The sequence below is a fragment of the Rhodococcus pseudokoreensis genome, from assembly GCF_017068395.1.
In the GTDB taxonomy this organism is placed as follows: Bacteria; Actinomycetota; Actinomycetes; order Mycobacteriales; family Mycobacteriaceae; genus Rhodococcus_F; species Rhodococcus_F pseudokoreensis.
Genome location: NZ_CP070619.1, coordinates 7,148,656 through 7,173,498 on the forward strand (window position 1 = coordinate 7,148,656; position 24,843 = coordinate 7,173,498).

Below are 24,843 nucleotides of genomic sequence, written 5' to 3' on the forward strand. Positions count from 1 at the left end.
GGACTCCTCTCGTTTCAGCCGGTGATGCGTTCGCGGCCGCCGGTCAGATCGGCCAACTCGGCGGCCACGCGACCGGCCTGCCAGCCGTGCGCATTGGTCACGGAATGCGCGATTGGGACGGTGGACGGGAACTGATTCTCGAACACCGATCCGACCGCCTCGGTCCGTTCGGCCATGATCGGTACCAGTTCCTTGCCGTACTGACTGGACGCGTCACGGCCGGCCTGATCCCGGGCGATCGCCAGCCGTTCGCCCACCCGGGTGGCGAAGGCGAGCAGGAACGACCGACGGAAACTGGGGGTTCGCTTCACCCGGTCGCCACCCGCCTCGCTCAGCGCGTGTGACGCCTGAACCAGGAGTGAGGTGAACAGCATCTCGCAAAGGTCCAGGTCGATCGGCATCCCGACCATGCTGACGAGGCCGAATCGCTGATGCCAGATGACGCGGACGCTGTTGGTCTCAGCCACACAGTTCAGTAGCTGAAGTTTCGCCTCGGGGTACGGGTTGTCGACGAGCAGCCGGCGGGTGACGACCTGATCACGCAGCGAGGTGTGCGCGGCGGCGTCGATCACAGCGCTGCCGATGGCATAGCGCGTCATCAGATCCTGCGCCTTCGCCGAAAGCGTTTCCGCCTCCTCCGGGTAGGGAGTCGCTTCGGCCTTGGCCAGCAGGCCGCGGATGCGGGCCAGAATCTTGGGTTCGGGCCCCCGTGAGGCAGATGACGAGGCGGCCATTCCCTCGCTCCAGTTCGCCGGGGCCGCGAGCAGCGGCGTCAGGGGTATCAGGTAGCTGCAGTAGCCGAGGAACGACAGGATCGCAGTCCACGTGTCGGTGGGGTCGGCGTTCTCCGAGGCACACCACGCGGACAGGTAGCCACGGGCGGGTGCGCTGTCCGGTGCGATACCCAGCTCGTCGAGCTGCTCCCGCCACTGCGCCGGCGCGACCTTGCGCGCCGACGTGCGGCTCGCGTGCGCGCCGATCACGGTGACCGTCAGCCGAGCGGTGCGAGCACCGAATTCCCGGCGCACCGCGTGCACGAATTCCGTCGGCTGCCACCCCGTGCCGAACACGTGGTCCATCGACCCGTCGAGAATCCGGGAGACCCAGTCCAGGACAGTGTCCGCAGATCGGGAACCGTCGAGATCGGCCAGCTGACGGACCGTCCGCCGCAGCGACTCGGGATTCGCCGCAGGCCCGCACGCGAACTCGATTCCGGCGAACACCAAGGATTCGGCACCCTCGATGCCGGGACGGGGCGCACGCTGCTCCCGGGCATTGCCACGGTGCTGCTTCTTGCGTTTGCGTGCGGCGCGATTCTGCTGACTGTTGCGGCTCAACTCGCATTCCTCACTCGGGTGAATTTTCTGACGTTATCGGGTCGCGCGACGGCTGCGCCTCGGGTGGGCTGATTGGCGCAGCTGGTCGGCGCGCTCGAGCAGCGCGACGACGGTACGGGGCTGCTGGTCGATACTTCGACCGGCATCGGCGGTCAGGCGGGCGAGCTCGGTCCTCGCCACCGCGTGTTCACCCTTGGCGACGGCGAGCAGGATCTTGTTCTTCGTCGCTTCCGGGAGCTTTGCGATCTGTCTCCGCAATCCCGCGGTGGTCTGGGTCTTCGAGGCGAGGGGCGAACTCGCCTCGCGTGCCGCAGCCAGCAGATGGGTGTCGATCCGAAGGTAGTCGGTGAGTGCTTCCTGCGGCGCGGTGAGGGCTTCGAGACCGGCGGGAACCGAGGGTTCGCGTTCGTGCTCCCACTCGTCGTATCCGTCGAGTTGCCGTGTCCCGATCGCTGCCAACCATCCGAGGTACAGCGGTCGCACGTCACCCATCATCATCTCGTCGCGGACCCGGGCGAGGGACGCCATCCATCCCTCGGCTGCGTCCGTGAAATCGGCTGAGTCGTCTTCATGGGTGAAGTCGAAGACGAGGTGCTTGCCGATCGACTCGACCTCGAGGTACGGCTCGACCGTGTAGTCGGCCGCATCTTCCGAGAACGACTGAGCCGGCACCTTGACCATCAGGCGGCGGGTTCCCCAACTCGTGACATGGATGTGCAGGTCATAGCACTTGTGCACCATTTTGCGTGGATCGCCGCGGAAATCGCCGAAGTGATAGGTGTTCGTGAAGGTGGTCGGCGTGATGACGGCCCTGGTCGAGAGCTTGCGCACCTCCGACTGCATTCGCTTGCTCAGGGGAGTGTCGAGTGCGAGGAACTCGAAGTATTGGTACTCGCTCACGGGGTCTCCTCGGGTGATGATTCGATGGCCGGCACTACTCGAACAGGCTGCGGATGTCGTCGGCGTCGAGGGTGGAGCTGAGCAGGGTGTCGGCGTCCATGACGCTCGCGAACAGCGCCGACTTCTTCGCCTTCAGCGCCATCACCTTGTCTTCGATGGTGTCCTTCGCGATCAGCCGGTACACCATCACGTTGCGGGTCTGCCCGATGCGGTGCGCCCGGTCGACGGCCTGCGCCTCGGTGGCCGGGTTCCACCACGGGTCGAGGATGAAGCAGTAGTCGGCCTCGGTGAGGTTCAGCCCGAAGCCGCCGGCCTTGAGGCTGATCAGGAATACCGGGGCGTCGCCCTCTTTGAAATCGCGGAGCACGTCGCCGCGGCGCCGGGTGCCGCCGTCGAGGTAGGCGTGCGCGATGCCCGCGTCGTCGAGACGGTCGCGGACCTTCCCGAGGAACCCGGTGAACTGGCTGAACACCAGCGCCCGGTGGCCGCCGGCGACGACGTCGGCGAGCTGTTCGAGCAGCGCGTCCACCTTGGCGGACGGCACGTCCCGGTACTCGTCGTCGACCAGACCGGCGTCGAGACTCAGCTGCCGCAGCAGGGTCAGCGACTGCAGGATCGTGAAGCGGTTCTTGTCGACGTCGGCGAGCAGGCCGAGGATCTTCTGCCGCTCACGCTGCAGGTGGGTGTCGTAGATCTTGCGGTGCTTCGCGTGCAGGTCGACGTCGAGCACCTGCTCCTGTTTGGCCGGAAGATCCTTCACCACTTGCTTTTTGGTGCGGCGCAACATCAGCGGCTTGACGCGGCGGCGCAGCTGCGCGAGGAGTTCGGCGTCGCCCTGCTGCTCGATCGGCTTGCGGTAGTAGTCGGTGAACCGGGCCGGGTTCGGGAACAGTCCCGGGGCGGTGATGGAGAGCAGCGCCCACAATTCCATCAGGTTGTTCTCCATCGGCGTGCCGGTGATCGCCAGCTTGAACGGGGCCTCCAGCCGGCGGGCGCACTGGTAGATCTTCGACTTGTGGTTCTTGGTGAACTGCGCCTCGTCGAGGATCAACCCCGACCACGTGCACCCCGCGTACGCCTCGAACTCCAAACGGAACAGGGTGTACGACGTGACGACGATGTCGGCGCCATGCACCAGTTCGTCCATCGGAACCTTGCGGCGTTTCAGGGTGTCGGCGATCGCGACAACATTCGCGTCCGGGGCGAAGCGCGCCGACTCGGACTCCCAGTTCGACACCACGCTGGTGGGGGCCACGATGAGGAACGGCGGCGCGGCCGGATTCGACTGCCGCGCATGGCAGATCATCGCCAGCGCCTGCAGGGTCTTGCCGAGTCCCATGTCGTCGGCGAGGATGCCGCCGAGCCCGTGCTCCCAGAGGAACGCCAGCCAGCGGAACCCCTCCAGCTGATAGGGGCGCAACTGCGCGTCGAGCGTGCCCGGGACGTCGACCTCGTGGACGGTGCCCGGGGCCAGCAGGCCGTCCACCTGCTGCCGCCACGCCTTCGCCTGGCGCTCGACGGTGCCGAGGGATGCGAACTCTTCCCACAGGCTCGCCTGGAACCGGCTGATCCGCAGCGACCCGTCGGCGCGGTCGTGGAGGGCGCGGGCCTCGTCGATCAGTTTCCGCAGCGTGTGCAGTTCGGGTTTGTCGAGGGAGAAGTAGGCGCCGTCAGGCAGCAGCAGTTCGGACTTTCCTGCGCTGAGCGCGGAGAAGACCTGGTCGAACGGGACGTCCCGGCCCTCGACGGTGAGGGTGACACCGAGGTCGAACCAGTCGGTGCTGCCGCTGGACGCCGCGGTGGACACCCCGATGGCGAGCGAATCGCCGGCCTCGCGGTAGTCGGCGCGGTCGCCGGAGACATCGATCGACACGTCGGTGTTGCCGTCGAGCAGGGGCAGGACCTCGGTGGTGAACCGCATCGTGTCGAGTCCGCACAGCAGCATCGATTCAGGGCCCTCCGTCCCCAATCCGTATCGGCTCCAGTCGATGTCGAGTTCGGCGAGCAGGGCACGTTCGCGGGCGTCGTCCCGGAACTCGTCACCGGACGTCCGGGCCGTGAGCGGCACACGGTGCTCGTCGTCCCCGACGGTGTACAACCATTCCCAGTCGACGGTGACGTCGTGGTCGGGCAGATACCTGGCCCGCAACGTCAGGGTGGGTGCGGAGATCGCAGGTGGGACGAACGAGCCGTCCGAGGAGATGACCGTGGCCAGGTTGCGCAGCTTCGGCAGGAAGTCCGTCAGGAACCGGGACCGTTCGTCGTCGGGGATCTCGATGCGCGTGCGACGGCGCACCAGATCCTGCAGGGCGGCGTGCACGGGGGAGTCGAGCCGCGCGAGCTGGATGCGTTCGTCCGCGTCGACGTAGAACAGGCCGTGGCCGCGGAGCCCGATGAAGCCGACGGTGGTCGCGTCGACCCGTTCGCCGTCGACCCGGACCACCGGCTGCACGACCAGGGCGCCGACGGCCTCGTCGTGGGTGGCGTCGAGGCAGATCTCGGCCGAGCGGACCGGGGCGAGCGCGCCCAGCCGCTTGGAGGTGTGGATGAGCTGCACGCCCACCCGGGCCGCCTCGTCCAGGAGCGACCACAGCTGGCGGCTGGGGAAGATGCTGAGGTTCAGATCGACGTTGTTGTCGCGGCGGTAGCGCATGCCCCCGTCGGCCAGCAGGTGGATCTCGTGCAGCACACGGATGTGCTCGGCGGGATGCTGAGACGAGCTGCCGAGCTTGTTCCACGCCAGTCCGCCGACGATCCAGTCCTTGCTCCCGGGCTGGACGGGCCGCACCAGCAGTTGTGGTCCCGATTCCACCGCGGATGCCGACACCCGGAATTGGATGGCGAGAGGCGTACGCCGGGCGGACTCACCGAACGCGTCGAGGGGGGTCAGCAGTGAGCTGAGCGATCGGTCCCAGGTGGGTGCGACCGCATCCGGCGCCTCGGACCGCGCCTTGTTCATCGCTGTGATCAGCACGGCGGCGACATGCTTGCAGTTCATGGCGACCGGGCACGTACAGAGTCCGTACCGGTACACGGTGCGGCCGGCAGTGGACGTGACGAACGCGGTGGCTGCGTACGGTTTCGTCGCGGTGCCCATCACCTCGCCCCACAGCACCTTGGCCGCCGGATCCCAGGCCACCACGGACACCGCGCCGGTCTGCGCATACTGCGCGCCGCGGGTGAAGGTGGTGGTGCCGAGGACCGCCCTGATCGACGCCACGTCGACGTCACGGAACTCCGGTGGCAGCATGCCGACAGGGTAGTCAACCGATCCGACACGATCACGGCGTCCCCGCCGGCGGCCGGGGTGCGCGGGGTGTGCAGACCGTCACCCCAGGGTTACTGGTCGCGCGCGCCGTGGGGTCGGAGACTTCGGTGCGTCGGGGGAAGGCGCAGCGATCGGAGAGAACATCATGGCCGAGATGGTCGAAGCACGGCACGCGCACCGCCCAGGCGGCGTCGCCAGAGGACTGATCACCGCGTACGGGCTGGTCGTTTATGCCACCTTCGTGGTCGTGTTCCTGTATGCAATCGGATGGGTCGAGGGCCTCGTCGTGCCCTACACGATCAACGACGGTCCCGCTGCCCCCGTCGCGGTGGCCGTGGTCGTCGACGTAGCGCTGCTGATGGTGTTCGCGATGCAGCATTCGGTGATGGCCAGACCCTGGTTCAAGGAGCGCTGGACCAGGATCGTCCCGCAGCCGATGGAGCGCTCGACATACGTACTGTTCGCCACGGCCGCGCTGGCTCTGCTGATGTGGCAGTGGCGTCCGCTACCCGAGCAGATCTGGGACGTGGAGACGAACTGGGTCCGCGTCGTAATCTACGCCGTATCGCTCGGCGGGTGGGCGCTCGTGTTCGCGGCGACATTCGCCATCGACCACTTCGACCTGTTCGGATTGCGTCAGGTGCTGCGGAACCAGAGCGGGAAGTCGGCTCCGCCCAGCATTTTTCGGACGCCGATGCTGTACCGGATGGTCCGGCATCCGCTCTATGCGGGCTTCGTGATCGCGTTCTGGGTGGCGCCGACGATGACGTGGGGACGCCTGCTGTTCGCCGTGGGCACCACCGGCTTCATCCTGGTCGCGGTGCGGTTCGAGGAGCACGACCTGATCGACACGTTCGGCGACGACTACCGCACCTACCGCACGCGGGTGCCGATGCTCGTCCCGAGGTGCGGCGCGCGGCGGGGGTAGCCGTCACAGGCCGCCGGCGACGGCGATGGTCGTGGCGGTGACGTAGGACGCCTGATGGGACAGCGCCCACAGCACCGCCTCGGCGATCTCCTCGGGTGTCGCGACCCGGCCGAGGGGGATCCGCCCGGCGACCCGTTCGGGTCGCCCCGGGTCTCCCGCGGCCGCGTGGATGTCGGTGTCGGTGGTACCGGGAGCGACACCGACGACCCGGATGTTCGCGGCCGCCAGTTCCCGCCCGAGTCCCGTCGTGAGACTGTCGACGGCCGCCTTCGAGGCCGCATACCCGACGTATTCGCCGGGTGCCCCGCTTCCCGCCGCGACCGAACTGAGGTTGACGATCACGCCGGGACGCCCCTCCCGGACCCAGTGCTCGGCCGCCGCGCGGGCGTAATTGATGGTCCCGAACACGTTGACGTCGAACACCTCCCGCAGCGACGCATCCGAGGTGGACAGGAAGGGACCGAGAGGGCCGGTGGTCCCCGCGTTGTTGACCACCGCGACCAGTTGGCCGCGTTCGTCGGACGCGCCCACCACTGCCGCGGCCAGTGCGGCGTCGCGCACATCGGCACGCACGGCGGTGGCCCGGATCCCGCAGTGGTGCATGAGGTGGTCGGCGGCCTCGTCGTCGTTCTGATAGGTGAGCGTCACCTGATAGCCGCGATGGACGGCCAGACGCACGACGGCGGCGCCGATGCCGCGCGATCCACCGGTGACGAGGATGTGTTCGCTCACCATACGAGCGTATCCGGGCGATCAAACGAGGACCAAAGCTGAAAGCGATCGGTTCCAGGGTGAGGCGGAGGGTGGCGTCATAGCGCACGGGCGGTAGGTCTAGGGAACTGTCCACACCCCGGCGCCGGGCAGCAACGTGAAGCTCGGAGTGCCGGGAATCCCGACCGAAGCGACGAGCACCCCCGAACCTGTCGGTACATAATCGCGATTCTGCGTGCTCCTGAGCCCCACCTGAGCCACCCCAGTCGCCCCCGTCGATAGGTTCCGCCACTGGATACTGCAGAAGCAATAGCCGGCGTCATTGGAAATAAAGCGCGTCATTCCCGGCCGTTCCGCGTCGGTCTGCGCGATAACCCATCCGCCGGCGGCAGACGACAGCATGTACGGCGGCGCGGCCGTCACGCCGAACGTTGGAAGAAGGAACTGCACGTCAATCGGTGCAGCGTGAGCAGTTGGGTTCACGGACAACGCAATCCCAAGGGATGCGACGACTGCGGTGGACGTGGCGGCGATCCTACGGAACATTCCACACCCCTACGGTAGGTAGCAACGTAATCGGCTGATAACCGATGGTCCACACCGAGCCGACGACAACTCCTGACCCCGTGTTCGCGAAGCCGAAACTGGGAACGGGAAGTTGGTCCTGGTCGGCGCCCGCATCCGTGACACCGGACGCACCGGTCCTGAGGTTCTGCCAATGGACCGCACACATGCATCCAATCGACGGGTCGGTGATGAACCGCGTGACGCCCGGTGTACTCGAATCGGTTCGCGCGACGATCCAACCGCCACCGAAGCCGCGCCAGCCGATGCCTGGAACTGCGCTGCTCCCGAAGACCGGGCTTGGGAACTGATAATCAGAGGGAGCGGCTTGGACGGCTACCGGACTCAGCAGGGCTACACCCGATGCGATTGCGATCACTGCCGCAGCCCGTAGCTTCCTGCTCGTGAGAATCTGGACGCGGTGGAAACGGGCCATGGCTGCCCCCTCATGTCACCCCGACACGGAATAGATGGAGGATCCCTGTTAGTCATTATGGCGGAAGTGAAGCGATCGGCAACGTCATTCGGGTGAGCGACATCAGCGGAGTGAAATGGACTGCGAACAACTTTGCCGAAATGCTGCCCCTGCAGTCCACCAGTGATGCACAGAAGTGACGCGTGGCCGTTGCTCTCGCCGCGTCGAGTACAAGCGCGTGTAACGCAGGTCATGACTGTGCGCGATACCTAGTTGTCGGGGCCAACTTCAACATGCGGAGGAAGCTATGGCACCGCTGAGCATGTGGGGAATACCCGAGTGGGCTCAGCCCGCCTTCTATGCGATCGCCAACGGGCTGGCGCAGATCGCCTACTGGTGGTTCAGCGTTACGTAAGGGCAAGGCATGTTCGAGAACGTCACGTTTGCGGCTTCCCTTAGTTCCGCACCTTTGTCATCGCAGACGTGGACAACGCCTTCGCCGCCATTGCCAGGCCGATCATCGCCTGGTGCAGTCCATAACTCGAGGAGCATGAACATGGACGATCCACGGTTCTACGGCCTGCCTGACGCGTGGTATCCCGGCTACATGGCTTTCAGGCAGTGGTCGATCGACCTGGTCTGACCGATCTTCTTCCGGTGGACCGAGAACATGATGTGAGGAGACAGATATGCACTTCGTAATCGTCTTTGTGTCAGCATTTTCCCGCACCGAAGGAGTCGACTAGGACGACCTTCGCCTGTGGGGCGTACCGGAGTTCATGATTCCGGCGATCAACGATGGACTCTACTGGTTTGCGCAGACTTTCGGCCCCGCGATTATCTGGTGGCAACACAACATGATGTGACCCGTGCCTTGACCCGTTCGGCATCCTGTGTGGGTTCAGGCCCACATCGAAGACGTCGACGAGGCGGAGATGAGCGCCCCGGCCTTCACATGCTGAGCGCAGGCTTCTTTACCTGCCGATGACCGCGGTCAGCGCGTGGGCCTGCCGAACGTGATGCTCGGCGCCGTCACCGTGATCGACGCGATGCGGACCGCGAGACCGGGGGCAGGCGGCGGCTCGGCGTCGATGAGGGTGGGGTGATAGTCGACCTGCTCGGGCGCCGTGCGGGCCGGCGCGAAGACGCTCCGGACCACCCCGATCGGCGTGCGGGCAATGGCGTCGGCCGACTGCTGGATCTGCTCGAGCGTCCGGAACATCGTGTCGAAATTCTCGGACTGCCTGCCCGTGCTCACCGCCTCGACCACCGGACGCATCGTCCGCAGCAGGAACACGACCTCTTCGAGGAGTTCCTCGGTGAGCCGGAGGATGTGGAACGACGTCTTCGCCACCTCGATCGGCACGGTGACGGTGCACACGGCGATGCGGACGGGACCTTCCGCGGCCTCGGCCGCCCTCCGGTACGCGTCCTCGATGACCGGGGCGACACACGAGGGCACGAAGCGGGAAACGAATGTCACTGGTCGACCCCCTCGCGGCACGGCGACTTGCTTTGCCGGGGAGGCTACCGCCCCGGCGCGCGCCACGCAGGACGAGCGGTCACCCCGGCAGCAGGGCGCGGACGGCGTCGATGGTGTCGGCGTCGGCGGCCGTCTTGTCGGGGCGGTACCGCAGGACGCGGGCGAACCGCAGGGCGAGCCCGCCGGGGTAGCGGGAGCTGACCTGGACGCCGTCGAGTTCGATCTCCACGACGAGGTCGGGGTTCAGGTACACCGTGTGGTCGTCGCGGCGGCGTTCGTGGCGGGGGAATTCTTCCGTCTGCCACTGCAGCAGCGCGTCGGTGAGGCCCTTGAACGTCTTGCCCACCATGATCGGTTCGCCGCCGTCCGGGTCGCGGGCCCCGAGGTGCAGGTTGGACAGGTAGCCGGTGCGCCGCCCGTATCCCCACTCCGCGCCGAGCACCACCAGGTCGAGGGTGTGCTCCGGTTTCACCTTCTGCCAGGCGCGGCCGCGTCGTCCCGCCGCATATGGCGCGGTGAGCGATTTGACCATCACGCCCTCGTGCCCGGCGGCGAGTGCGTCGTCGAAATGGGTTGCGGCCCCGTCGCTGTCGGGGCGGATCAGGCCGGGGATGCGGTGTTGTGGGGCAACCCGTTCCAGCGCGTCCAACCGCTGTTCGAGGGGTGCGTCCAGCAGGTCGACGCCGTCGAGATGCAGGCAGTCGAAGAAGTACGGGTGCAGCAGCAGGTCGCGGGAGGACTCGGCGCCGAAGCGGCTCATCGTCTCCTGGAACGGCCGGGGCCTGCCGCTGTCGGTGAGCGCCAGTGTCTCCCCGTCGAACACCGCCGACGTGCAGGGCAGTCCTGCGACGAGATCGACGAGTTCCGGTACGCTGCCGGTGATCTCACGCAGGGTGCGGGTGAAGATCCGTACCTCGTCGCCGTTGCGGTGCACCTGGATCCGCGCGCCGTCGAGTTTGTATTCGACGCTGACGTCGCCGCCGAGTTCGGTCCACGCGTCGGCGAGGGATTCGGCGGGGGAGGCCAGCATAGGCCGCACCGGACGGCCCACCTCCAGCCGGAACGCGGTGAGCGCGTCGACCCCGCCGTCGAATGCGGCGACCGCGGTCGCGGGCAGCCGTCCCGACAGCATGAACGCCCGGCGCACCGGTTCGACGGGCAGATCGGCGGCCGCCGCGATCGCGTCCGTCATCACCCCCTCCAGTGCGCCCTGGCGGAGGTCGCCGGTGACCAGCCGGATCAGGAAGTCCCGCTCGTCGGTGGTGGTGCGGGAGAACAGGTCCGCGAGCAGTTCACGCCGGCGTGCGGCCGACCCGGAGCCGGTGACCGCGGCGACGGCGGAGATGGTCCCGTCGACCTCGGAGACCGTGACGGACCCGGCGTCGACGGGTGTGGCCGGAATGTCCGCGACTGTCCGCCAGCCGATTCCGATCCGGCCCTGCCGCAGTTCCCCGGACAGCCACGCGACCACCGGTTCCACCTCGGGCGGCTCCAGCCGGGTGAGGACCTCGCGGAGCGCCCCGACCTTCACCTTCCGCGATCGGGTGGCACCCACGTCCCGGGACGTCGCGACGATCTGCGAGAACAGCACACCCCGACGGTAGCGGGACGGTGCGACGGGCGGTCAGAATCCGACTGATCCGAATGCTGGGCCGACCGCCCCGCCGTTCCTAGGCTGGGCGAATGAGTACTGCGCGACGCCGCCCACTGAAGACGGTGACGGGAGTCAGCGGCGCCGTCAGCACCTTTGCGGCGGCGATCGACCCGCAGCAATCGACCGTCGCCTCCTCGATCGAGATCGCGAAGATCGCGGAGGCGAACAAGTTCGACGCGCTGTTCGCCGCCGACCTACTGAGCTTCGGGGCGCAGGGCGCGATCGGCGCGCAGGAACCGCTGATCTTCCTGTCTGCGCTGAGCGCCGTGACGTCGCACGTCGGGCTGATCGCGACGGTGACCACCACATTCCACCACCCATACAACCTCGCGCGGCTGTTCGGCACCCTCGACCACGTGAGCAACGGACGTGCGGCTTGGAACGCCGTGACGTCATCGCTGGGGGAGGAGAACTACAGCGACCGCGACCTTCCCAGTCCCGAGGAGCGGTACGCCCGGGCAACGGAATCCCTCGAAGTCATCAACGCACTGTTCGACAGCTGGGAACCCGGGGCGCTCACGTCCGACGGTGCCGGGGGTACCCGGCTCGACGCCGACCGGGTGCGGCCGATCGACCACAAGGGCCCCTATTTCACGGTGAAGGGTCCGCTCAACATCCCGCCGCTGCCGCAGCGCCGTCCCGTGCAGTTCCAGGCCGGCCAATCCGCGGCCGGCGTGGAACTCGGCGCTCGCTTCGCCGAGGTGGTGTTCACGTCGCTGCCCACCCTCGAGGACGCCGTCACCTACACCAAGAGCATCCGGGCGCGGGCCGCCGAACTCGGCCGCGCCGACGGGCTGCCCCTGATCATGAGTTCGTTCCACGCCACCTACGGCGCGTCCGAGGACGAGGTGCGGCAGCTGGTCCGGGAGCAGGAGGAGGCCACCGACCTGGACGCGGGCCGGATCCGGCTCGAGGACATGTTCGGTGGCGACATCGACCTGTCCGGGCTGCCGCTCGACAAGCCGATCCCGGCCGACGTGCTGCCCGACGTCGGGTCGGTGAACCGCCGCCGGGGCCGGGTCGAGATCTTCAGCCGGCTCGCCGCGTCCGGGCGGACACTGCGCGAACTGATCATCGCGTCCAAGGACACCGGCCACTGGGCGGTCGCGGGCACGCCCGAGCAACTCGCCGACGCCGTCCAGGAACGCTACGATGCCGGTGTTCTCGACGTCATCTCCCTCGGCGGGCTCGCCGAGGAACGAACCCGCGACTTCGTCGTCAACGGCCTGCTGCCCGAACTGCGGCGACGCGGAATCGTGGGCGACGACTACGTGGGCGGCACGTTCCGGGACAACCTGGAACTGCCGCCGCTGCCGGTCCGCTAGTTCTCCACCGGTGTGCCGTCGACGACGATGCGCACACGGTCCGGGTAGAACGAGACGTGGTCGTCGATGCCCGACGCCTCCGCGGTGGTGAACGGGTAGAACCAGGCGGCGTCCTCCACCGGGTCGGTGCCGTCGGTCCCGGTGAACGACAGATACGACGCCGTCCCCTTGTATGGGCAGGACGTCCGGGTGTCGGAGGCGGTGAAGAACTCGGACCGCACGTCGATGCGGGGAACGTAGTAGCGCACCGGCAGCGACGTCTCGAACAGCAGACGCGGGCGGACCGTGTCGGCCACCAGGGTGTCGCCGACGAAGACCTCCACGTGCCGCGACGACGGCAGCACATCCACCCGGACGTACGGGTCGCGGGCGTGGACGAACACCTGCTGATCCTCCTCGTACCAGGCGTCCATCCGGTGCCAGTAGAACGCGACATAAGCGCTGAGGTCGAGGGAGTCCGCGAGTTTCTCGTCGTAACCCCACACCGACTGCTCGGCGCGGCGGTCGCCGACGGCGAGATCCCAGTACCGCGCCTTGCCCTTCCACGGGCAGGTGGTGGACGCGTCGACGGGCTCGAGGAAGTCGAAGTTCACGTCGTCGCGGGGAATGTAATAGACGGGCAGGTGACCCTTCTCGAACAGGTACACCGAACGGGTGGTGTCGGCGACCGGTTGACCGCCGAAGAACACCCGGATGCGCTTGTGATTGGGTTCGATCGAGATGCGGCCGTTCTCCGCGACCTGCTGAGTAGCGGCGGCATGCGTGAGGGCTGTGGACATCACTCCATAGTGCGCTTCGCGCCCGTGAGTGGTTAAGGAGTCTCTGGACTCGTTTCCCACGCACGGGCGCGAAGCGCACTGAACCCGGCGGTCACGACCCACACGATGAATGGGTAAAGCGCGAGGCGTTCCGTGATGCCGAACGGTGCGCCGGGGAGCAGGATCGCCGCCGTTCCGAGAATCCCGACGAGTCCGCAAAGGCCGGTCCACAGTGCGAACACGCGCCAGCGCTTGTACAGCCCGACCGCGACTACGAGCACGGCGGCGTTGCGCGCGACGAACGTCGGGGTCGCGACGACCTGGTGGAGGTGGGCGTCCACGTCGATCGGAACGAGACCCGTCAGGGCGGCGCTGACGGCGGCGACACCGAACAGGGCCAGCGCGACGCGTCGGAGGAGGCCGGGCGGGAGGAACTCGCGCAGGCACACCGCCCCCACGAGGATGAGCACGCCGGTCAGCACGAACGCGCTGTTGATCATCGCGTGCAGCGGCGAGCAGAGCCTGGTGGCGGCAGACCCGTCACAACCCGTGACGCCCAGATTGCTGATCGAATTCGTCCGCACCCGGTACGGCCGCAGCCAGGCCCGCGCGGTCACGACCTCCGCGGGGAAATACAGGGCGACCAGCACCCACGCGGCGCCTCCCACCCGCACGGCCAACGGTCGCCGGGCGGGTGCGGACGTTCGCACGACGCTCACCCCTCCGTACCGTACCGGCTCACGGAGTGGATTGTTGACAATCTTCGGGGGCGGCTCGACGATGTAGCCATGGGCCCGCTGACGACGATTCCGGTTGCTGACTCCGAGGGCAGGGCCGCGCGTGGCTGAGCTGACGCGCCGCCCCGCCGCCGACCTGCACGCCGAGCTCGCCGAGCTGGGCATCGACCTCGACACCGGAACGCGCCGGCGCGCCGAATACTCCTTCGACGCCTCCAATTACCGGGTTCCGCCGCTGGCCGTGGCGTTTCCGCACACGCCCGCCGACGTGGTGGCGATCGTGCGGGCCTGCACCGACCGCGGCATCCCCGTCACCAGCCGCGGCGGCGGCACCTCGCTCGCCGGCAACGCGATCGGCAGGGGAGTGGTGCTCGACTTCTCCCGGCACATGAACCGGGTGCGGGCCGTCGACGCGTCCGCCCGCACCGCCGTCGTCGAACCCGGCATCGTGCTGACCGACCTGCAGAAGGACGTGCAACTGGCGACGGACGGAGCGTTCACCTTCGCCCCCGACCCGTCCAGCAAGTCCCGCGCGACCGTCGGCGGCGCCATCGGCAACGACGCCTGCGGCAACCACTCCGTCCGCTACGGCCGCACGTCCGATCACGTCGTCGCACTCGACTTGGTGACCGCGAGCGGGCACCGGCTGACCGCCACCCGCGACGGGCTACGGGCCACCGATCCGGACGACACTGCTGCTTTGGGCGAGGCCGCACGGATCGCCGCCGGACTCGACGAGTTGACGCGGGAACATCTCGGCGACTTCCGCCTCGAGCTCGGCCGCATCCCGCGTCAGGTGTCCGGATTTCACCTGGCGAACCTGTTGCCCGAGAACGGCTTCGACGTGGCCCGCGCCCTGGTAGGCAGTGAGGGGACGTGCGCGGTGATCGTGGCCGCGACCGTGGCGCTGGTCCCGGTGCCGCCCGCGGCGATGCTGCTGTGCCTCGGATACCACGACCTGGTGGACGCGGCCCGCGACAACGCGATCATCCTCGACTATTCACCCGCCGCCATCGAGGGCATCGACTCGGCGATCGTCGACACCATGCGGCACCTCCGCGGCGCCGACTCCGTCGTCGGGCTGCCCGACGGTCAGGCCTGGCTGTACGTCGACCTGGACGGCGACGACCTCGCGGAGGTCGAACTCCGCGGGGCCGAACTGGTCTCGAAGCTGCGTGCCGCCGGACGCCTCGTCGACTCGCGGGTCGTCGGGGACCCGGCCGAACGCGCGTCGCTGTGGCGGGTCCGCGAGGACGGCGCCGGACTGTCCGCCCGGCTCGTCGAGGGCGGCGAATCCTGGACGGGCTGGGAGGATTCCGCCGTCGCACCCGACCAGCTGGCCGACTACCTCGTCGACATCAAGGCGCTGCTCGCCGAATTCGACCTCACCGGCGTGATGTACGGGCACTTCGGCGCCGGCTGCATGCATATCCGCATCAACTTCGACCAGCGCACCGACGAGGGCCGGGACGTGATGTCGCGGTTCATCCACCGCGCCGCCGAACTCTGCGTGCGGTTCGGCGGATCGATGTCCGGCGAACACGGCGACGGCCGCGCCCGGTCGGCGCTGCTGCCGATGATGTACACCCCCACCATGATGGCGGCGTTCGCCACGTTCAAACGGCTCTGGGATCCGGCGGCCGTGCTGAACCCCGGCAGCATCGTCGAACCCGAACCGCTGCTCGGCAGCCTCGCCCTCGACGGCGTGAATCCGCGGGCGTGGCAGACCAGTTTCGACCTCACCCCCACCAGCGACGTCCCCGTCGCACCGTTCGTCCACGCCGTCCAGGGGTGCATCGGCGTGGGCCGCTGCCGCGCCTCGACCGGCGGGGTGATGTGCCCCAGCTACCGCGCCACCGGCGACGAGAAGGACTCCACCCGCGGCCGGGCCCGCGCCCTGCAGGAGATGGTGCGCAACTCGCCGACCGTCGCCGACGGCTGGCGGTCCGAGGACGTCAAGGAATCCCTCGACCTGTGCCTGTCCTGCAAGGCCTGCTCCACCGACTGCCCCGTCGGCGTCGACATGGCCACGTACAAGTCCGAGTTCCTCGACCACCACTACCGTGGCCGGGTGCGTCCGCTGTCGCACTACTCCCTCGGCTGGCTGCCGGTGTGGCTGAAGGTCGCGGAACGCTCGGCGCCCGTGGTGAATCGGCTGACCGCCGGCCGGCTCGCGAAGGTCGCGGCCAAGCTGGGTGGTCTCACCCCGCACCGGTCGATGCCGGAGTTCGCGTCCCGCAAGCAGATCCGCCGCGAGGTGGGGGAGACGTCGCGGGACGGCACCGCGGACGTCGTGGTGCTCGCCGACACGTTCACGCGCGGGTTCCGCCCCGAGGTGGTCGGGGCCGCGTCGCGGGTGCTCGCCGACGCCGGCCTGAGCTCGCAGTGCCGGAGCGACGTGTGCTGCGGGCTCACCTGGATCTCCACCGGACAGCTCAAGCAGGCCACCAAGACCCTCACCAGAGCCGCCGAACTCCTCGACGACGGCACCGACCGGCCCATCGTCGTCCTCGAACCGAGTTGCGCGGCCGCATTCCGCAAGGACCTACCCGAACTCGTCCACACCGACGCCGCACGCCGCGTCGCCGCCCGCATCCGCAGCTTCGCCGGCGCGGTGCTCGAACGCACCGAGGCCGGATGGAGCCCGAGCGTCCCGGTGCCCGAAGACGTCACTGTGCAGACCCACTGCCACGAATACGCGGTGTTCGGCGCGGCGGCCCAGCGCAAGGCACTCCAGGCCGTCGGGGTGCCGCGCGTGCGGGAAGCCACCGGATGCTGCGGCGTCGCAGGAAACTTCGGATTCGAGGCCGACCACTACGACCTCAGCATGCAGGTCGCGGAGCAGGCGCTCGCGCCCGCCCTGCGCGAGAGTCCCGAAGACGCAGTAATACTGACGGACGGATTCAGCTGCCACATGCAGGTGCGGCAACTCGACCCGAACCGATCGTCGAAACACCTCGCCCAACTGCTCGACCCCGCACCACCATCGAAACCCGATCACCAGAGCGGAGACTGAAATGTCGCAGTTGTCGATGACCAGTGACGACCGTCAGAAGTTCCTCGCCGACGTGCACGTGGGGGTGATCGCCGTCGACCGCGACGGACGCGCCCCGCTCGCCGTGCCCATCTGGTACGGCTACGAACCCGGCGGCCAACCGTTCGTCTGGACCGGCCGCGGCTCACTGAAGGAGCGGCTGATCCGCGCCGCAGGCCGCTTCAGCCTCGTCGCCCAGCACGAGAAGCCGCCGTACCGGTACGTCAGCGTCGAAGGTCCGGCGGAGTTCGACGAATCACCCACCGCCGACGACATCCGCGGACTCGCCGCCCGCTACCTGCCCGCCGACGAGGTCGACCCGTTCGTGGAACAGGCGTACGACGACAACGCGATCATCATCCGCATGCGGCCGGAGCACTGGCTGAGCGTCGACTACGGCAAAGGCGCGTAGCACCCGTGCGTGGTTGACGAGTGCCTGGACTCGCTAACCACGCACGGGCGGCGGAGCCGCCTACGTTCGGTTCACGGTGATTCTGATGATGGCGGGGCGGCCCGAAGTGCGGAAGCGTCGAAGGGCAGTTGTTCCGCCTCGACAGGAGCGCCCTTCATGACCGAACTTCTCGACCTGAGCACCGACGTCCTCGTCATCGGCGGCGGCCCCGCCGGAACGTGGGCCGCCCTCCGCGCACGCCAAGCCGGGGCGGACGTCGTCCTCGTCGACAAGGGGTACTGCGGAACCAGCGGCGCCACCGCGCCTTCGGGCACCGGCGTCTGGTACGTCGACCCCGACCCGTCCGCGCGGGCGAAGGCCAAGGCCAGCCGCGAAGCACTCGGCGGCCACCTCGCCGACCACCACTGGATGGACCGCGTCCTCGACCAGACGTACGCGAACATGAACCTGCTCGCCGAGGAGGGCCGGTACCCGTTCCCGGTCGACCCCGACACCGGCAGGCAGATCCGCACCGGACTCCAAGGGCCCGAATACATGCGACGCATGCGCGCGTGGGTCAAGAAGGCGGGCGTCCGGATTCTCGACCACTCACCGGCCCTGGAACTGCTCGTCGACACCGACGGCCGGGTGCGCGGTGCGGCGGGCTACCAGCGCCACGACGACCGCGACTACCGGATCAGCGCGGGCGCCGTCGTGATCGCGAGCGGCGGTTGTGCGTTCCTGTCCCGCGCGCTCGGCACGAACGTCGACACCGGCGACGGCGCGCTGATGGCCGCCGAGGTAGGTGCCACGTTCTCCGGCATGGAATTCTCCAACGCCTACGCGATCGTCCCCGCCAACTCCACCATCACCAAGACCGCCTACTACGGCTACGCCACGTTCTTCCACGCCGACGGCAGCGTCCTCGAGGGCGCCGGCTCCACCAAGGGGCGGTCGGTGATCGCGAAAACGCTGCTGTCCGAACCGGTGTTCGCCCAGCTCGACCGCGCCGACGACGAGGTGCAGCGCCAGATGCGGCTCGGCCAGCCGAACTTCTTCCTGCAGTTCGACCGTCGCGGGATCAACCCGTTCACCGACCGTTTCGAGGTCAGCATGCTCGCCGAGGGCACGGTCCGCGGAACCGGTGGCATCGAGGTGGTCGACGACACCTGCGCCACCTCGGTGCCCGGACTGTTCGCCGCGGGGGACGCCGCCACCCGGGAACGCATCTGCGGCGGCTTCACCGGCGGCGGCAGCCACAACTCGGCGTGGGCGATGTCATCCGGCAGCTGGGCCGGGACCGGGGCCGCTCGGTTTGCGCGAACCGAACGTCGGGTCGCGGCGGGCGAACTGCGCCCCGCCGGCCGGGCCGGGTTGCGTCCGACGCGGCGGCCGGGGCTGGAGGCGTCCGCCGTCGTCGCGGCCGCGCAGGCCGAACTCATCCCGTACGAGAAGAACTACCTGCGGGACGGGACGCGGGTGCAGGGTGCGCTGGGCGAACTGGAGTCGCTGTGGACGGCACTGTCCGCCGGCCTCGGCGGCGACTCCGGCGACGAGCGGGTCCGCGCCCGGCAGGCCGCCGCGATCACCGCGGTGGGCCGGTGGATGTACCACTCGACGCTCGCGCGGACCGAGACCCGCGGAATGAGCAAGCGCGCCGACTATCCCGACCTCGACCCCACCCAGCACCACCACATCCTCACCGGTGGGCTCGACGACGTCTGGACCTCGACCGCCGCCGTGCACGACGGGCCGTTGCGGGTGGCCTCGTGATCGAGGTGCTGCTGGCCGACGCGTGCATCGGCTGCGACAAATGCGTCGACGCGTGCCCCACCAACGTGTTCGAGCGCACCGACACCGGGATCCCCGTGATCGCGCGGCAATCGGACTGCCAGACGTGCTTCATGTGCGAGGCGTACTGCCCGGTCGACGCGCTGTACGTCGACCCGCAGTCCACCCCGCTCGTCGACGGGCAGCGCATCCCGGAGGACCACATCGGCCGGTACCGCGAGAAACTCGGCTGGGGCAAGGGGCGCGCCGCCGGCTCGCTCACCGCGGTCGGGCCGTCCCTGCCGCATGGTGCGCCGCCGCCCAGGCTTCGCCCGTGAGTGCGTAACGAGTCCAGGGACTCCTTCCGCACTCACGGGCGGCGGAGCCGCTAGATTGGAGGTACGGAACAGTCGTTTCCGGGTGCAGGGGTGCGCGTGCAGAATTCGAAATCGACACCGACAACCGTGCCCGGGCTGCGGGTCTACCGGCCCGAATCGCCCGCGGCGCGGATGGCGCTCGTCGGCGCCACGGTCGTGGTCGGGATCGTGCTCATGTGGATGGCCGGACGGTCGGGTCCCGTCCGCACGTCGATGGTGGCGGCCGGGATCGCCGTCCTGCTCGTCGCCCGGGGACTGCACCTGCGGCGGCCCGTCACCGTCACGCATGCGGTCTCGGCGGTGCTGATCGTGGCCGCCGCGGATGTGGCCTATTCGAGCGCACATTCGACCCCGGGGTTCCTGCTCCTCGTGGCCACCGGGCCCGTCCTGATGCTGCCGGTGCGCAGTGTGCCGCAGCCCGAGGACCGGGCCCGCGTCTTCGCGCTGATCCAGCAGACCACCGGCGACCCGTTGTCGCCGTTCGCCCTCAATTCGGCGAAGTCGTACTACTTCAACGCGTCCGGCACCGCGGCGATCGCCTACCGGGCCCGCTCCGGGATCGCCGTCGTCTCCGGCGATCCCATCGGAAACCCGCTGGAATTCGGCGCGCTCCTCGACCAATTCGACGAGTTCGCGGCCGAACGCGGCTGGCGCGTCGCGGTGCTCGGCGCGGGGGAGCGGGTCACCCGGCTGTGGGAGATCGGCGGCGACACCCGAAAGCCGTTGACGGCGGTCCCGATCGGTCGCGACGTGGTGATCGACGTCGGATCCTTCACCCTGCACGGCCGGAAATTCCGGAACCTCCGGCAGGCGGTGCAGCGCACCCGCAACGCCGGGCTGACCACCGAGATCGTTCCCGAAGCCGCGCTCGACGAACCGATACGCCGGGAACTGACCGACATCGTCGACGACGCGCGCGCCGGACATCAGCGCCGCGGATTCTCGATGATCCTCGACCACCTGCTGGACGGCACACTCCCCGGTGTTGTTCTCGTAATCGCCCGCGATTCGAGCGGTCGCGCCGTCGCCTTCCAGCGGTACGGCACCGCCGATTCCGCCCGCGAACTGAGCCTCGACGTGCCGTGGCGCGGTGACGGCGCACCGAACGGCACCGACGAACGCATGACCGTCGACGTCATCCGGTACGCCGAGCAGACCGGCGCGCGCTACGTCTCGCTGTCGTTCGCGGCGTTCCCCGAACTCCTCGACCGCGACACACCCGGCGCGGGTGCCAGGCTCTTCCGCCGAGTCCTGCACCTGGGCGACGCACTGATCGCGCTGGAGTCGCTGTACCGGTACCTCGGCAAGTTCCATGCGATGGGGAACCGGCGCTACGTGCTCCTGCGATTCCGCTACCTGCTGCCCGTGGCGTTCGCGTGCCTGACGTTCGAGTTCGTGCCGCACCGGGAACGGGACTGACGCTCCGGTTCAGAAGTCGAAGTTCTTCTCGTTCGTCGCGGTGAGCGCGTCGACGACGGCCGCGAGATCGGTCTTGGAGACGTCCGCGGTGTCCTCCTTCGGCGTCGATCGTATCGCCTTGTCCGGTCGGGTCTGGTTCTTGGCGGGCCGTTCGTCCGTCATCTGTGTACCTTCGCGATAGGCCGAGCCGGGCAGGTTACTCACGAGTACACCGTCCGGGCGTCGACTCCGCAACCCGGCGGGGTCCTGATGTGACGCGGTCCACGCAAGGTCAGCTATCGACTAGCTATTCGGCCGGGTGGGATTGCGGCGACAGGTGCTCGTGGACGGCGATCCACCCCGAGTTTTCGCGGTGCCGGAACATGATCGTCTCGCGTTCGTCGAGTTCGACCGTCCCGGACGAGTCGCGCACGGTGGTGCCGACCCGGTGCGTCAGCACCGCGACATCCGGGGACGGGAACGTGACGTTCTGCTCGCTGGAACGGCACGCCAGGACGCGGAACCCGTCCGACTCCCATTCGGTCCACAGGTCGCGGTAGGCGTCGCGACTCGGCAGCGGCACCGGGTGGGTGTAGAAGACGAACGTCGCGTCCGGGCTGAACGAGGAGAAGTACGCGGTCGTGTCGTGCTCGCCGAACGCCCGGATCAGTGCGTCGATCGTGTGCTGGAGGTCGTCGGTGTTCGTGTCAGCCATGTGCGTGGGTCTCCTCGAGTGCCAGTGCGGCTTCGCTGTCTTCGATGAACCGTTCCTCGGTGCCGAGGTCGAGCGACCGGGACAGGACCCAGTACGCGATCCCGGACACCGCGAGTCCGACCGCGAACGCGACGTCGACGTCACCGAGGGCCGCGGCGATCGGCCCGACGTAGAACGGCAGCACCATGAACGGAACGGACGCGACGATGCCGGCGAAGAAGGCGGTCATACCCCGCCACGACCACATGCCGTACAACCCGTCGGGCGTGAACAGGTCGGTGATGGCGTAGTGCCCGCGGCGCACGAAGAAGAAGTCGGTGAGGTTGACGGCGGTCCACGGCACCAAGAGGTACAGCATGATGAGCAGCGTCGTGTTCAGGACGGTCGTCGAATCGGTGAACAGCAGGCTCAGCACCAGCCAGATCGCCGCCAGCGCGAGGACGGTCACCACCCGGATCCGGCGGGAGGGGGTGACCTTCCGGAAGGAGTCGATGCCGGTGATCACGGTCAGCATGCCGCTGTACGCGTTCAGGCCCATGGTGGCCACCAGCACGAGCGTCGCGACGAGTGCGAGCACACTGCCGAGGAACGGGACTACCGAGTTGCCCGCGTCGTGGATGCCGGCGAGCGCATCCGTGGCCCCCAGCCGGGTGGCCATCCACGCGCCCACCGGGATCAGCCAGACCGGCGACGCGGACGCGCCGAGGAACACGGCCGACACGATCGCCGACGTCCGGGTGTTGCGCGGCAGGTACCGCGAGTAGTCCGACACGTACGGCGCGTACGTGATGTTGTAGGAGGCCGCCACGCTGAACTGCGCGATGAACGCCAGCAGGGTGAACCCGCCCGTCGCGGCGCCCGCGTCGCCGCCGGCGTGCCCGAACACGACGCCCCAGGTGAGAACGGCCCACAGCGGCAACGACAACCAGAACAGCACACGGAACGACAGGTGCAGCAGATCGTGGCCGAAGATCGCGAGCAGGGTCGCGACCGCGGTGATGACGACGGCGACGACGGCCGCGTTCCACCCGAAGATGCTGTGCAGTCCGGTCTTGATGATGACGACGTCGACGACGTTGAAGCCGACATACGTGAACAACGTCCCGATCAGGGCGAGGACCACACCGCGGTACCCGAACTGCGCGCGCGACTGCACCATCTGGGGGAGTCCGAGGACGGGCCCCTGCGACGCGTGGAACGCCATGAACAGGGTGCCGAAGAAGATGCCGAGAATGCCCGCGACGACAGTCCAGCCCAGCGACAGGCCGAGGGCGGGGCCGACGAAGCCGATGGCCACCGTGAAGGGCTGGAAGTTTCCGACGAACCAGAAGGGGCCCTGGTCGCGGACCTTGCCGTGACGCTCGTCCTCGGGGACGTAGTCGATCGAGCGGGTCTCGATGGTGCCACCGAGGGTCGCGGCGGTGTCGCCGGAGTGATCTGTCACTGAAACTCCTAGAAGGTGCTGTGGCTCTGATCACTACTCTGCGCACTGCGCCCCGCCGGCACCAGAGACGAGATGTACAGTTCGTCTATTACGGTTGGGCAATACGTACAAGGGGTCATCGGTGATCACCGTCCAGGACGTCCTGTCCGCCCCCACACTGCGGCTCACGTCGATGAGCGGAACGGCGGGGGTGAACAACCCCATCACCGCAGCCCACGTCTCCGAGTTGACGCGGCCGCGGGACTGGCTGCAGGGCGGCGAGTTGCTGATGACCGTCGGCCTGATGCTCCCGACCACCGAGAATGGGTGCCGCGACTACGTGCGGGACTGCGTCGCGGGCGGGGTCGCCGCATTGTGCCTCGGCCTGGGCCACGGGCTGCCCTATCAGGCGCCACCGGCGCCGCTCGTCGCGGCGGCGCGGGAATTCGGCGTCCCGCTGCTGATCGCCCCCGACTCGGTGCCGTTCATCGCCATCACCAAATGGATCTTCTCCCGGATCGCCGAGGAGGAGAAGCGTGCGCTCGAGGACGCAATCGAACTCAGCTATCAGCTGACCGCGGTCGCGGCCGGACCGTCGCCGCTGAGCGGACTGCTCGGCACGTGGCGTTCCGTCAGCGGCTCACTCTGCGCGGTGCTCGACGCGTCCGGCGGGGTCGTCCAACTCTCCGACGGCGTCGATGCCGCGTTCCTGGAGGACGCCCGGGATCAGGTCGGTCGCTACACCACCCGCGGCAAGGGCTGGACCGCGTTCGGCGGCGCCGGCAGGCGGGAACTCGAACTGCACCCCGTGCGCATCGAGAACCCGCTCGCCTTCGTGGTGCTCGAACGGTCGGCGGACAGCGGGCTGCGCCACGCGTCGAATGTTCTCGTCTCGCTGCTGTCGCTCGAACTCGAACGCCGGCACGTGGCAGGCGAACCGGAGCGGCAGCGGCGGGCGGCGGCGCTGGCGCAACTGCTCCGGCCCGGCCTCCGGCGGGAGCGCGCCCATCAGATCGCCGCCGGCATCGGGCTGTCCCGGGACCCGCTGCAGATCGCAGTGGTGCGCTCCACCCCCGAGGCGGTGGCCGACCTGACCGCCCGGATCGGTGCAGCCCTCCCGGATTCCGTCCTGAGGCAGCGCAACTCGGACATCGAGATCGCGCATCCAGAGTCCGCCGGGCTCGCGGAATTGTTGTCCGGCGTCGCCGAGGGATGCGCGATCGGGATCGGCGCACTGGTTCCCGTCGATGCGCTGGCGGTGTCGGCCATGCAGGCGCGATCCCTCGTCGCCGTCAGTGCACGACTCGGCCGGGCCGTCGACGCCAAGGAGGGGGAGACCGTCCAGTTGCTGCTGCGCCTCGGCTCGGCCGACGTGCTCAGCGGCTTCTCCACCGCCGTCCTCGCACCCCTCGATCAGCTCGAGCCGCGCGAACGCGTCGAACTCCAGAGAACCCTCGAGGAATGGCTGCGCGCCAACGGGGCATGGGACCCCGCGGCGGCCGCCCTCTCCGTGCACCGCAACACCGTCCGGAACCGGATCGACAAGATCGCGGCGCTGACCGGGCGGAACCTCGACCAGGCCGACGACCGCATGGAACTGTGGCTGGCGCTCAAGGCCAGGGCCGTGACCCCGTCGACCGACGAACCCGACTGAC

General features: G+C 68.5%; 20 protein-coding genes. 8 read left to right on the plus strand and 12 right to left on the minus strand.

All coding sequences use genetic code 11. The features are described 5' to 3' along the window. Positions 1-14: 14 nt before the first annotated feature. The 3 genes from JWS13_RS37725 to JWS13_RS37735 are packed head-to-tail and all read right to left on the minus strand — an operon-like array spanning position 15 to position 5,487. Positions 15-1,337, minus strand: coding sequence for a DUF2786 domain-containing protein (locus tag JWS13_RS37725; RefSeq protein WP_206010411.1), 1,323 nt, complete (start codon positions 1,335-1,337; stop codon positions 15-17). Between the two features lie 33 nt (positions 1,338-1,370). Further along, the gene (locus tag JWS13_RS37730) at positions 1,371-2,237 is read right to left on the minus strand and encodes a hypothetical protein (protein WP_206010412.1); all 867 of its coding nucleotides are present in this window, start codon (positions 2,235-2,237) and stop codon (positions 1,371-1,373) included. 34 nt (positions 2,238-2,271) lie between these two features. Continuing rightward, complete coding sequence (locus JWS13_RS37735; RefSeq protein WP_206010413.1) at positions 2,272-5,487, minus strand: DEAD/DEAH box helicase; 3,216 nt, start codon at positions 5,485-5,487, stop codon at positions 2,272-2,274. Positions 5,488-5,650: 163 nt separating this feature from the next. Between JWS13_RS37735 and mddA the strand changes: the two genes are divergently transcribed. Next, positions 5,651-6,433, plus strand: a complete 783-nt coding sequence (gene mddA, locus JWS13_RS37740; protein ID WP_206010414.1) for a methanethiol S-methyltransferase — start codon at positions 5,651-5,653, stop codon at positions 6,431-6,433. A gap of 3 nt (positions 6,434-6,436) precedes the next feature. On the opposite strand, the gene JWS13_RS37745 is transcribed toward mddA, so the two are convergent. The 4 genes from JWS13_RS37745 to JWS13_RS37760 all read right to left on the minus strand — a co-directional run bounded on the left by JWS13_RS37745 (position 6,437) and on the right by JWS13_RS37760 (position 11,197). Then, entirely contained in the window at positions 6,437-7,168 is a 732-nt protein-coding gene (locus JWS13_RS37745; protein ID WP_241032489.1) for an SDR family oxidoreductase, read from the minus strand. Between the two features lie 96 nt (positions 7,169-7,264). Next, positions 7,265-7,690: a hypothetical protein gene (locus tag JWS13_RS37750; protein ID WP_206010416.1), complete on the minus strand. Its 426-nt coding sequence runs from the start codon at positions 7,688-7,690 to the stop codon at positions 7,265-7,267. A gap of 1,427 nt (positions 7,691-9,117) precedes the next feature. Next, positions 9,118-9,606 carry a hypothetical protein gene (locus JWS13_RS37755; RefSeq protein WP_206010417.1) on the minus strand — a complete coding sequence of 163 codons (489 nt, stop codon included), beginning with the start codon at positions 9,604-9,606 and terminating at the stop codon, positions 9,118-9,120. A 79-nt stretch (positions 9,607-9,685) separates the two neighbouring features. Next, on the minus strand, positions 9,686-11,197 hold the full coding sequence (locus JWS13_RS37760; RefSeq protein WP_206010418.1) for an ATP-dependent DNA ligase: 1,512 nt from the start codon (positions 11,195-11,197) through the stop codon (positions 9,686-9,688). A gap of 92 nt (positions 11,198-11,289) precedes the next feature. Between JWS13_RS37760 and JWS13_RS37765 the strand changes: the two genes are divergently transcribed. Beyond that, the gene (locus JWS13_RS37765) at positions 11,290-12,585 is read left to right on the plus strand and encodes an NtaA/DmoA family FMN-dependent monooxygenase (protein WP_206010419.1); all 1,296 of its coding nucleotides are present in this window, start codon (positions 11,290-11,292) and stop codon (positions 12,583-12,585) included. Here the strand turns inward: JWS13_RS37765 and JWS13_RS37770 are convergent. Both JWS13_RS37770 and JWS13_RS37775 read right to left on the minus strand, forming a co-directional pair. Then, positions 12,582-13,364, minus strand: coding sequence for a DUF427 domain-containing protein (locus JWS13_RS37770; protein WP_206010420.1), 783 nt, complete (start codon positions 13,362-13,364; stop codon positions 12,582-12,584). The genes JWS13_RS37765 and JWS13_RS37770 overlap by 4 nt on opposite strands. A gap of 32 nt (positions 13,365-13,396) precedes the next feature. Further along, positions 13,397-14,053, minus strand: coding sequence for a DUF998 domain-containing protein (locus tag JWS13_RS37775; protein WP_206011896.1), 657 nt, complete (start codon positions 14,051-14,053; stop codon positions 13,397-13,399). Positions 14,054-14,183: 130 nt separating this feature from the next. Between JWS13_RS37775 and JWS13_RS37780 the strand changes: the two genes are divergently transcribed. From JWS13_RS37780 to JWS13_RS37800, 5 genes are all read left to right on the plus strand, one after another. Beyond that, positions 14,184-17,096 (plus strand): FAD-binding and (Fe-S)-binding domain-containing protein, encoded by a 2,913-nt coding sequence (locus JWS13_RS37780; RefSeq protein WP_206010421.1) that lies wholly within the window; start codon positions 14,184-14,186, stop codon positions 17,094-17,096. 1 nt (position 17,097) lies between these two features. Then, the gene (locus JWS13_RS37785) at positions 17,098-17,526 is read left to right on the plus strand and encodes a pyridoxamine 5'-phosphate oxidase family protein (RefSeq protein ID WP_206010422.1); all 429 of its coding nucleotides are present in this window, start codon (positions 17,098-17,100) and stop codon (positions 17,524-17,526) included. Between the two features lie 156 nt (positions 17,527-17,682). Beyond that, positions 17,683-19,278, plus strand: coding sequence for an FAD-dependent oxidoreductase (locus JWS13_RS37790; protein WP_206010423.1), 1,596 nt, complete (start codon positions 17,683-17,685; stop codon positions 19,276-19,278). Continuing rightward, positions 19,275-19,613, plus strand: a complete 339-nt coding sequence (locus tag JWS13_RS37795) for a 4Fe-4S dicluster domain-containing protein (RefSeq protein ID WP_206010424.1) — start codon at positions 19,275-19,277, stop codon at positions 19,611-19,613. Before JWS13_RS37790 ends, JWS13_RS37795 begins: the two co-directional genes overlap by 4 nt. Positions 19,614-19,703: 90 nt before the next feature. Continuing rightward, positions 19,704-21,071 carry a bifunctional lysylphosphatidylglycerol flippase/synthetase MprF gene (locus JWS13_RS37800; RefSeq protein ID WP_206010425.1) on the plus strand — a complete coding sequence of 456 codons (1,368 nt, stop codon included), beginning with the start codon at positions 19,704-19,706 and terminating at the stop codon, positions 21,069-21,071. Positions 21,072-21,080: 9 nt separating this feature from the next. On the opposite strand, the gene JWS13_RS37805 is transcribed toward JWS13_RS37800, so the two are convergent. From JWS13_RS37805 to JWS13_RS37815, 3 genes are all read right to left on the minus strand, one after another. Next, positions 21,081-21,233 carry a hypothetical protein gene (locus JWS13_RS37805; protein ID WP_206010426.1) on the minus strand — a complete coding sequence of 51 codons (153 nt, stop codon included), beginning with the start codon at positions 21,231-21,233 and terminating at the stop codon, positions 21,081-21,083. A 124-nt stretch (positions 21,234-21,357) separates the two neighbouring features. Further along, positions 21,358-21,765 carry a YybH family protein gene (locus JWS13_RS37810; protein WP_206010427.1) on the minus strand — a complete coding sequence of 136 codons (408 nt, stop codon included), beginning with the start codon at positions 21,763-21,765 and terminating at the stop codon, positions 21,358-21,360. Beyond that, entirely contained in the window at positions 21,758-23,209 is a 1,452-nt protein-coding gene (locus JWS13_RS37815) for a purine-cytosine permease family protein (RefSeq protein WP_206010428.1), read from the minus strand. The genes JWS13_RS37810 and JWS13_RS37815 overlap by 8 nt, the downstream gene beginning before the upstream one ends. A 121-nt stretch (positions 23,210-23,330) precedes the next feature. Between JWS13_RS37815 and JWS13_RS37820 the strand changes: the two genes are divergently transcribed. Next, positions 23,331-24,842, plus strand: coding sequence for a PucR family transcriptional regulator (locus JWS13_RS37820; protein WP_206010429.1), 1,512 nt, complete (start codon positions 23,331-23,333; stop codon positions 24,840-24,842). The last annotated feature ends 1 nt before the right edge of the window (position 24,843 follow it).

Coding starts and splice junctions, on each gene's coding strand:
- JWS13_RS37745 (WP_241032489.1), bottom strand. CDS start 7,168: ATGGTGAGCGAACACATCCTCGTCACCGGTGGATCGCGCGGCATCGGC.
- JWS13_RS37765 (WP_206010419.1), top strand. CDS start 11,290: ATGAGTACTGCGCGACGCCGCCCACTGAAGACGGTGACGGGAGTCAGC.
- JWS13_RS37805 (WP_206010426.1), bottom strand. CDS start 21,233: ATGACGGACGAACGGCCCGCCAAGAACCAGACCCGACCGGACAAGGCG.
- JWS13_RS37750 (WP_206010416.1), bottom strand. CDS start 7,690: ATGTTCCGTAGGATCGCCGCCACGTCCACCGCAGTCGTCGCATCCCTT.
- mddA (WP_206010414.1), top strand. CDS start 5,651: ATGGCCGAGATGGTCGAAGCACGGCACGCGCACCGCCCAGGCGGCGTC.
- JWS13_RS37810 (WP_206010427.1), bottom strand. CDS start 21,765: ATGGCTGACACGAACACCGACGACCTCCAGCACACGATCGACGCACTG.
- JWS13_RS37735 (WP_206010413.1), bottom strand. CDS start 5,487: ATGCTGCCACCGGAGTTCCGTGACGTCGACGTGGCGTCGATCAGGGCG.
- JWS13_RS37790 (WP_206010423.1), top strand. CDS start 17,683: ATGACCGAACTTCTCGACCTGAGCACCGACGTCCTCGTCATCGGCGGC.
- JWS13_RS37770 (WP_206010420.1), bottom strand. CDS start 13,364: ATGTCCACAGCCCTCACGCATGCCGCCGCTACTCAGCAGGTCGCGGAG.
- JWS13_RS37785 (WP_206010422.1), top strand. CDS start 17,098: ATGTCGCAGTTGTCGATGACCAGTGACGACCGTCAGAAGTTCCTCGCC.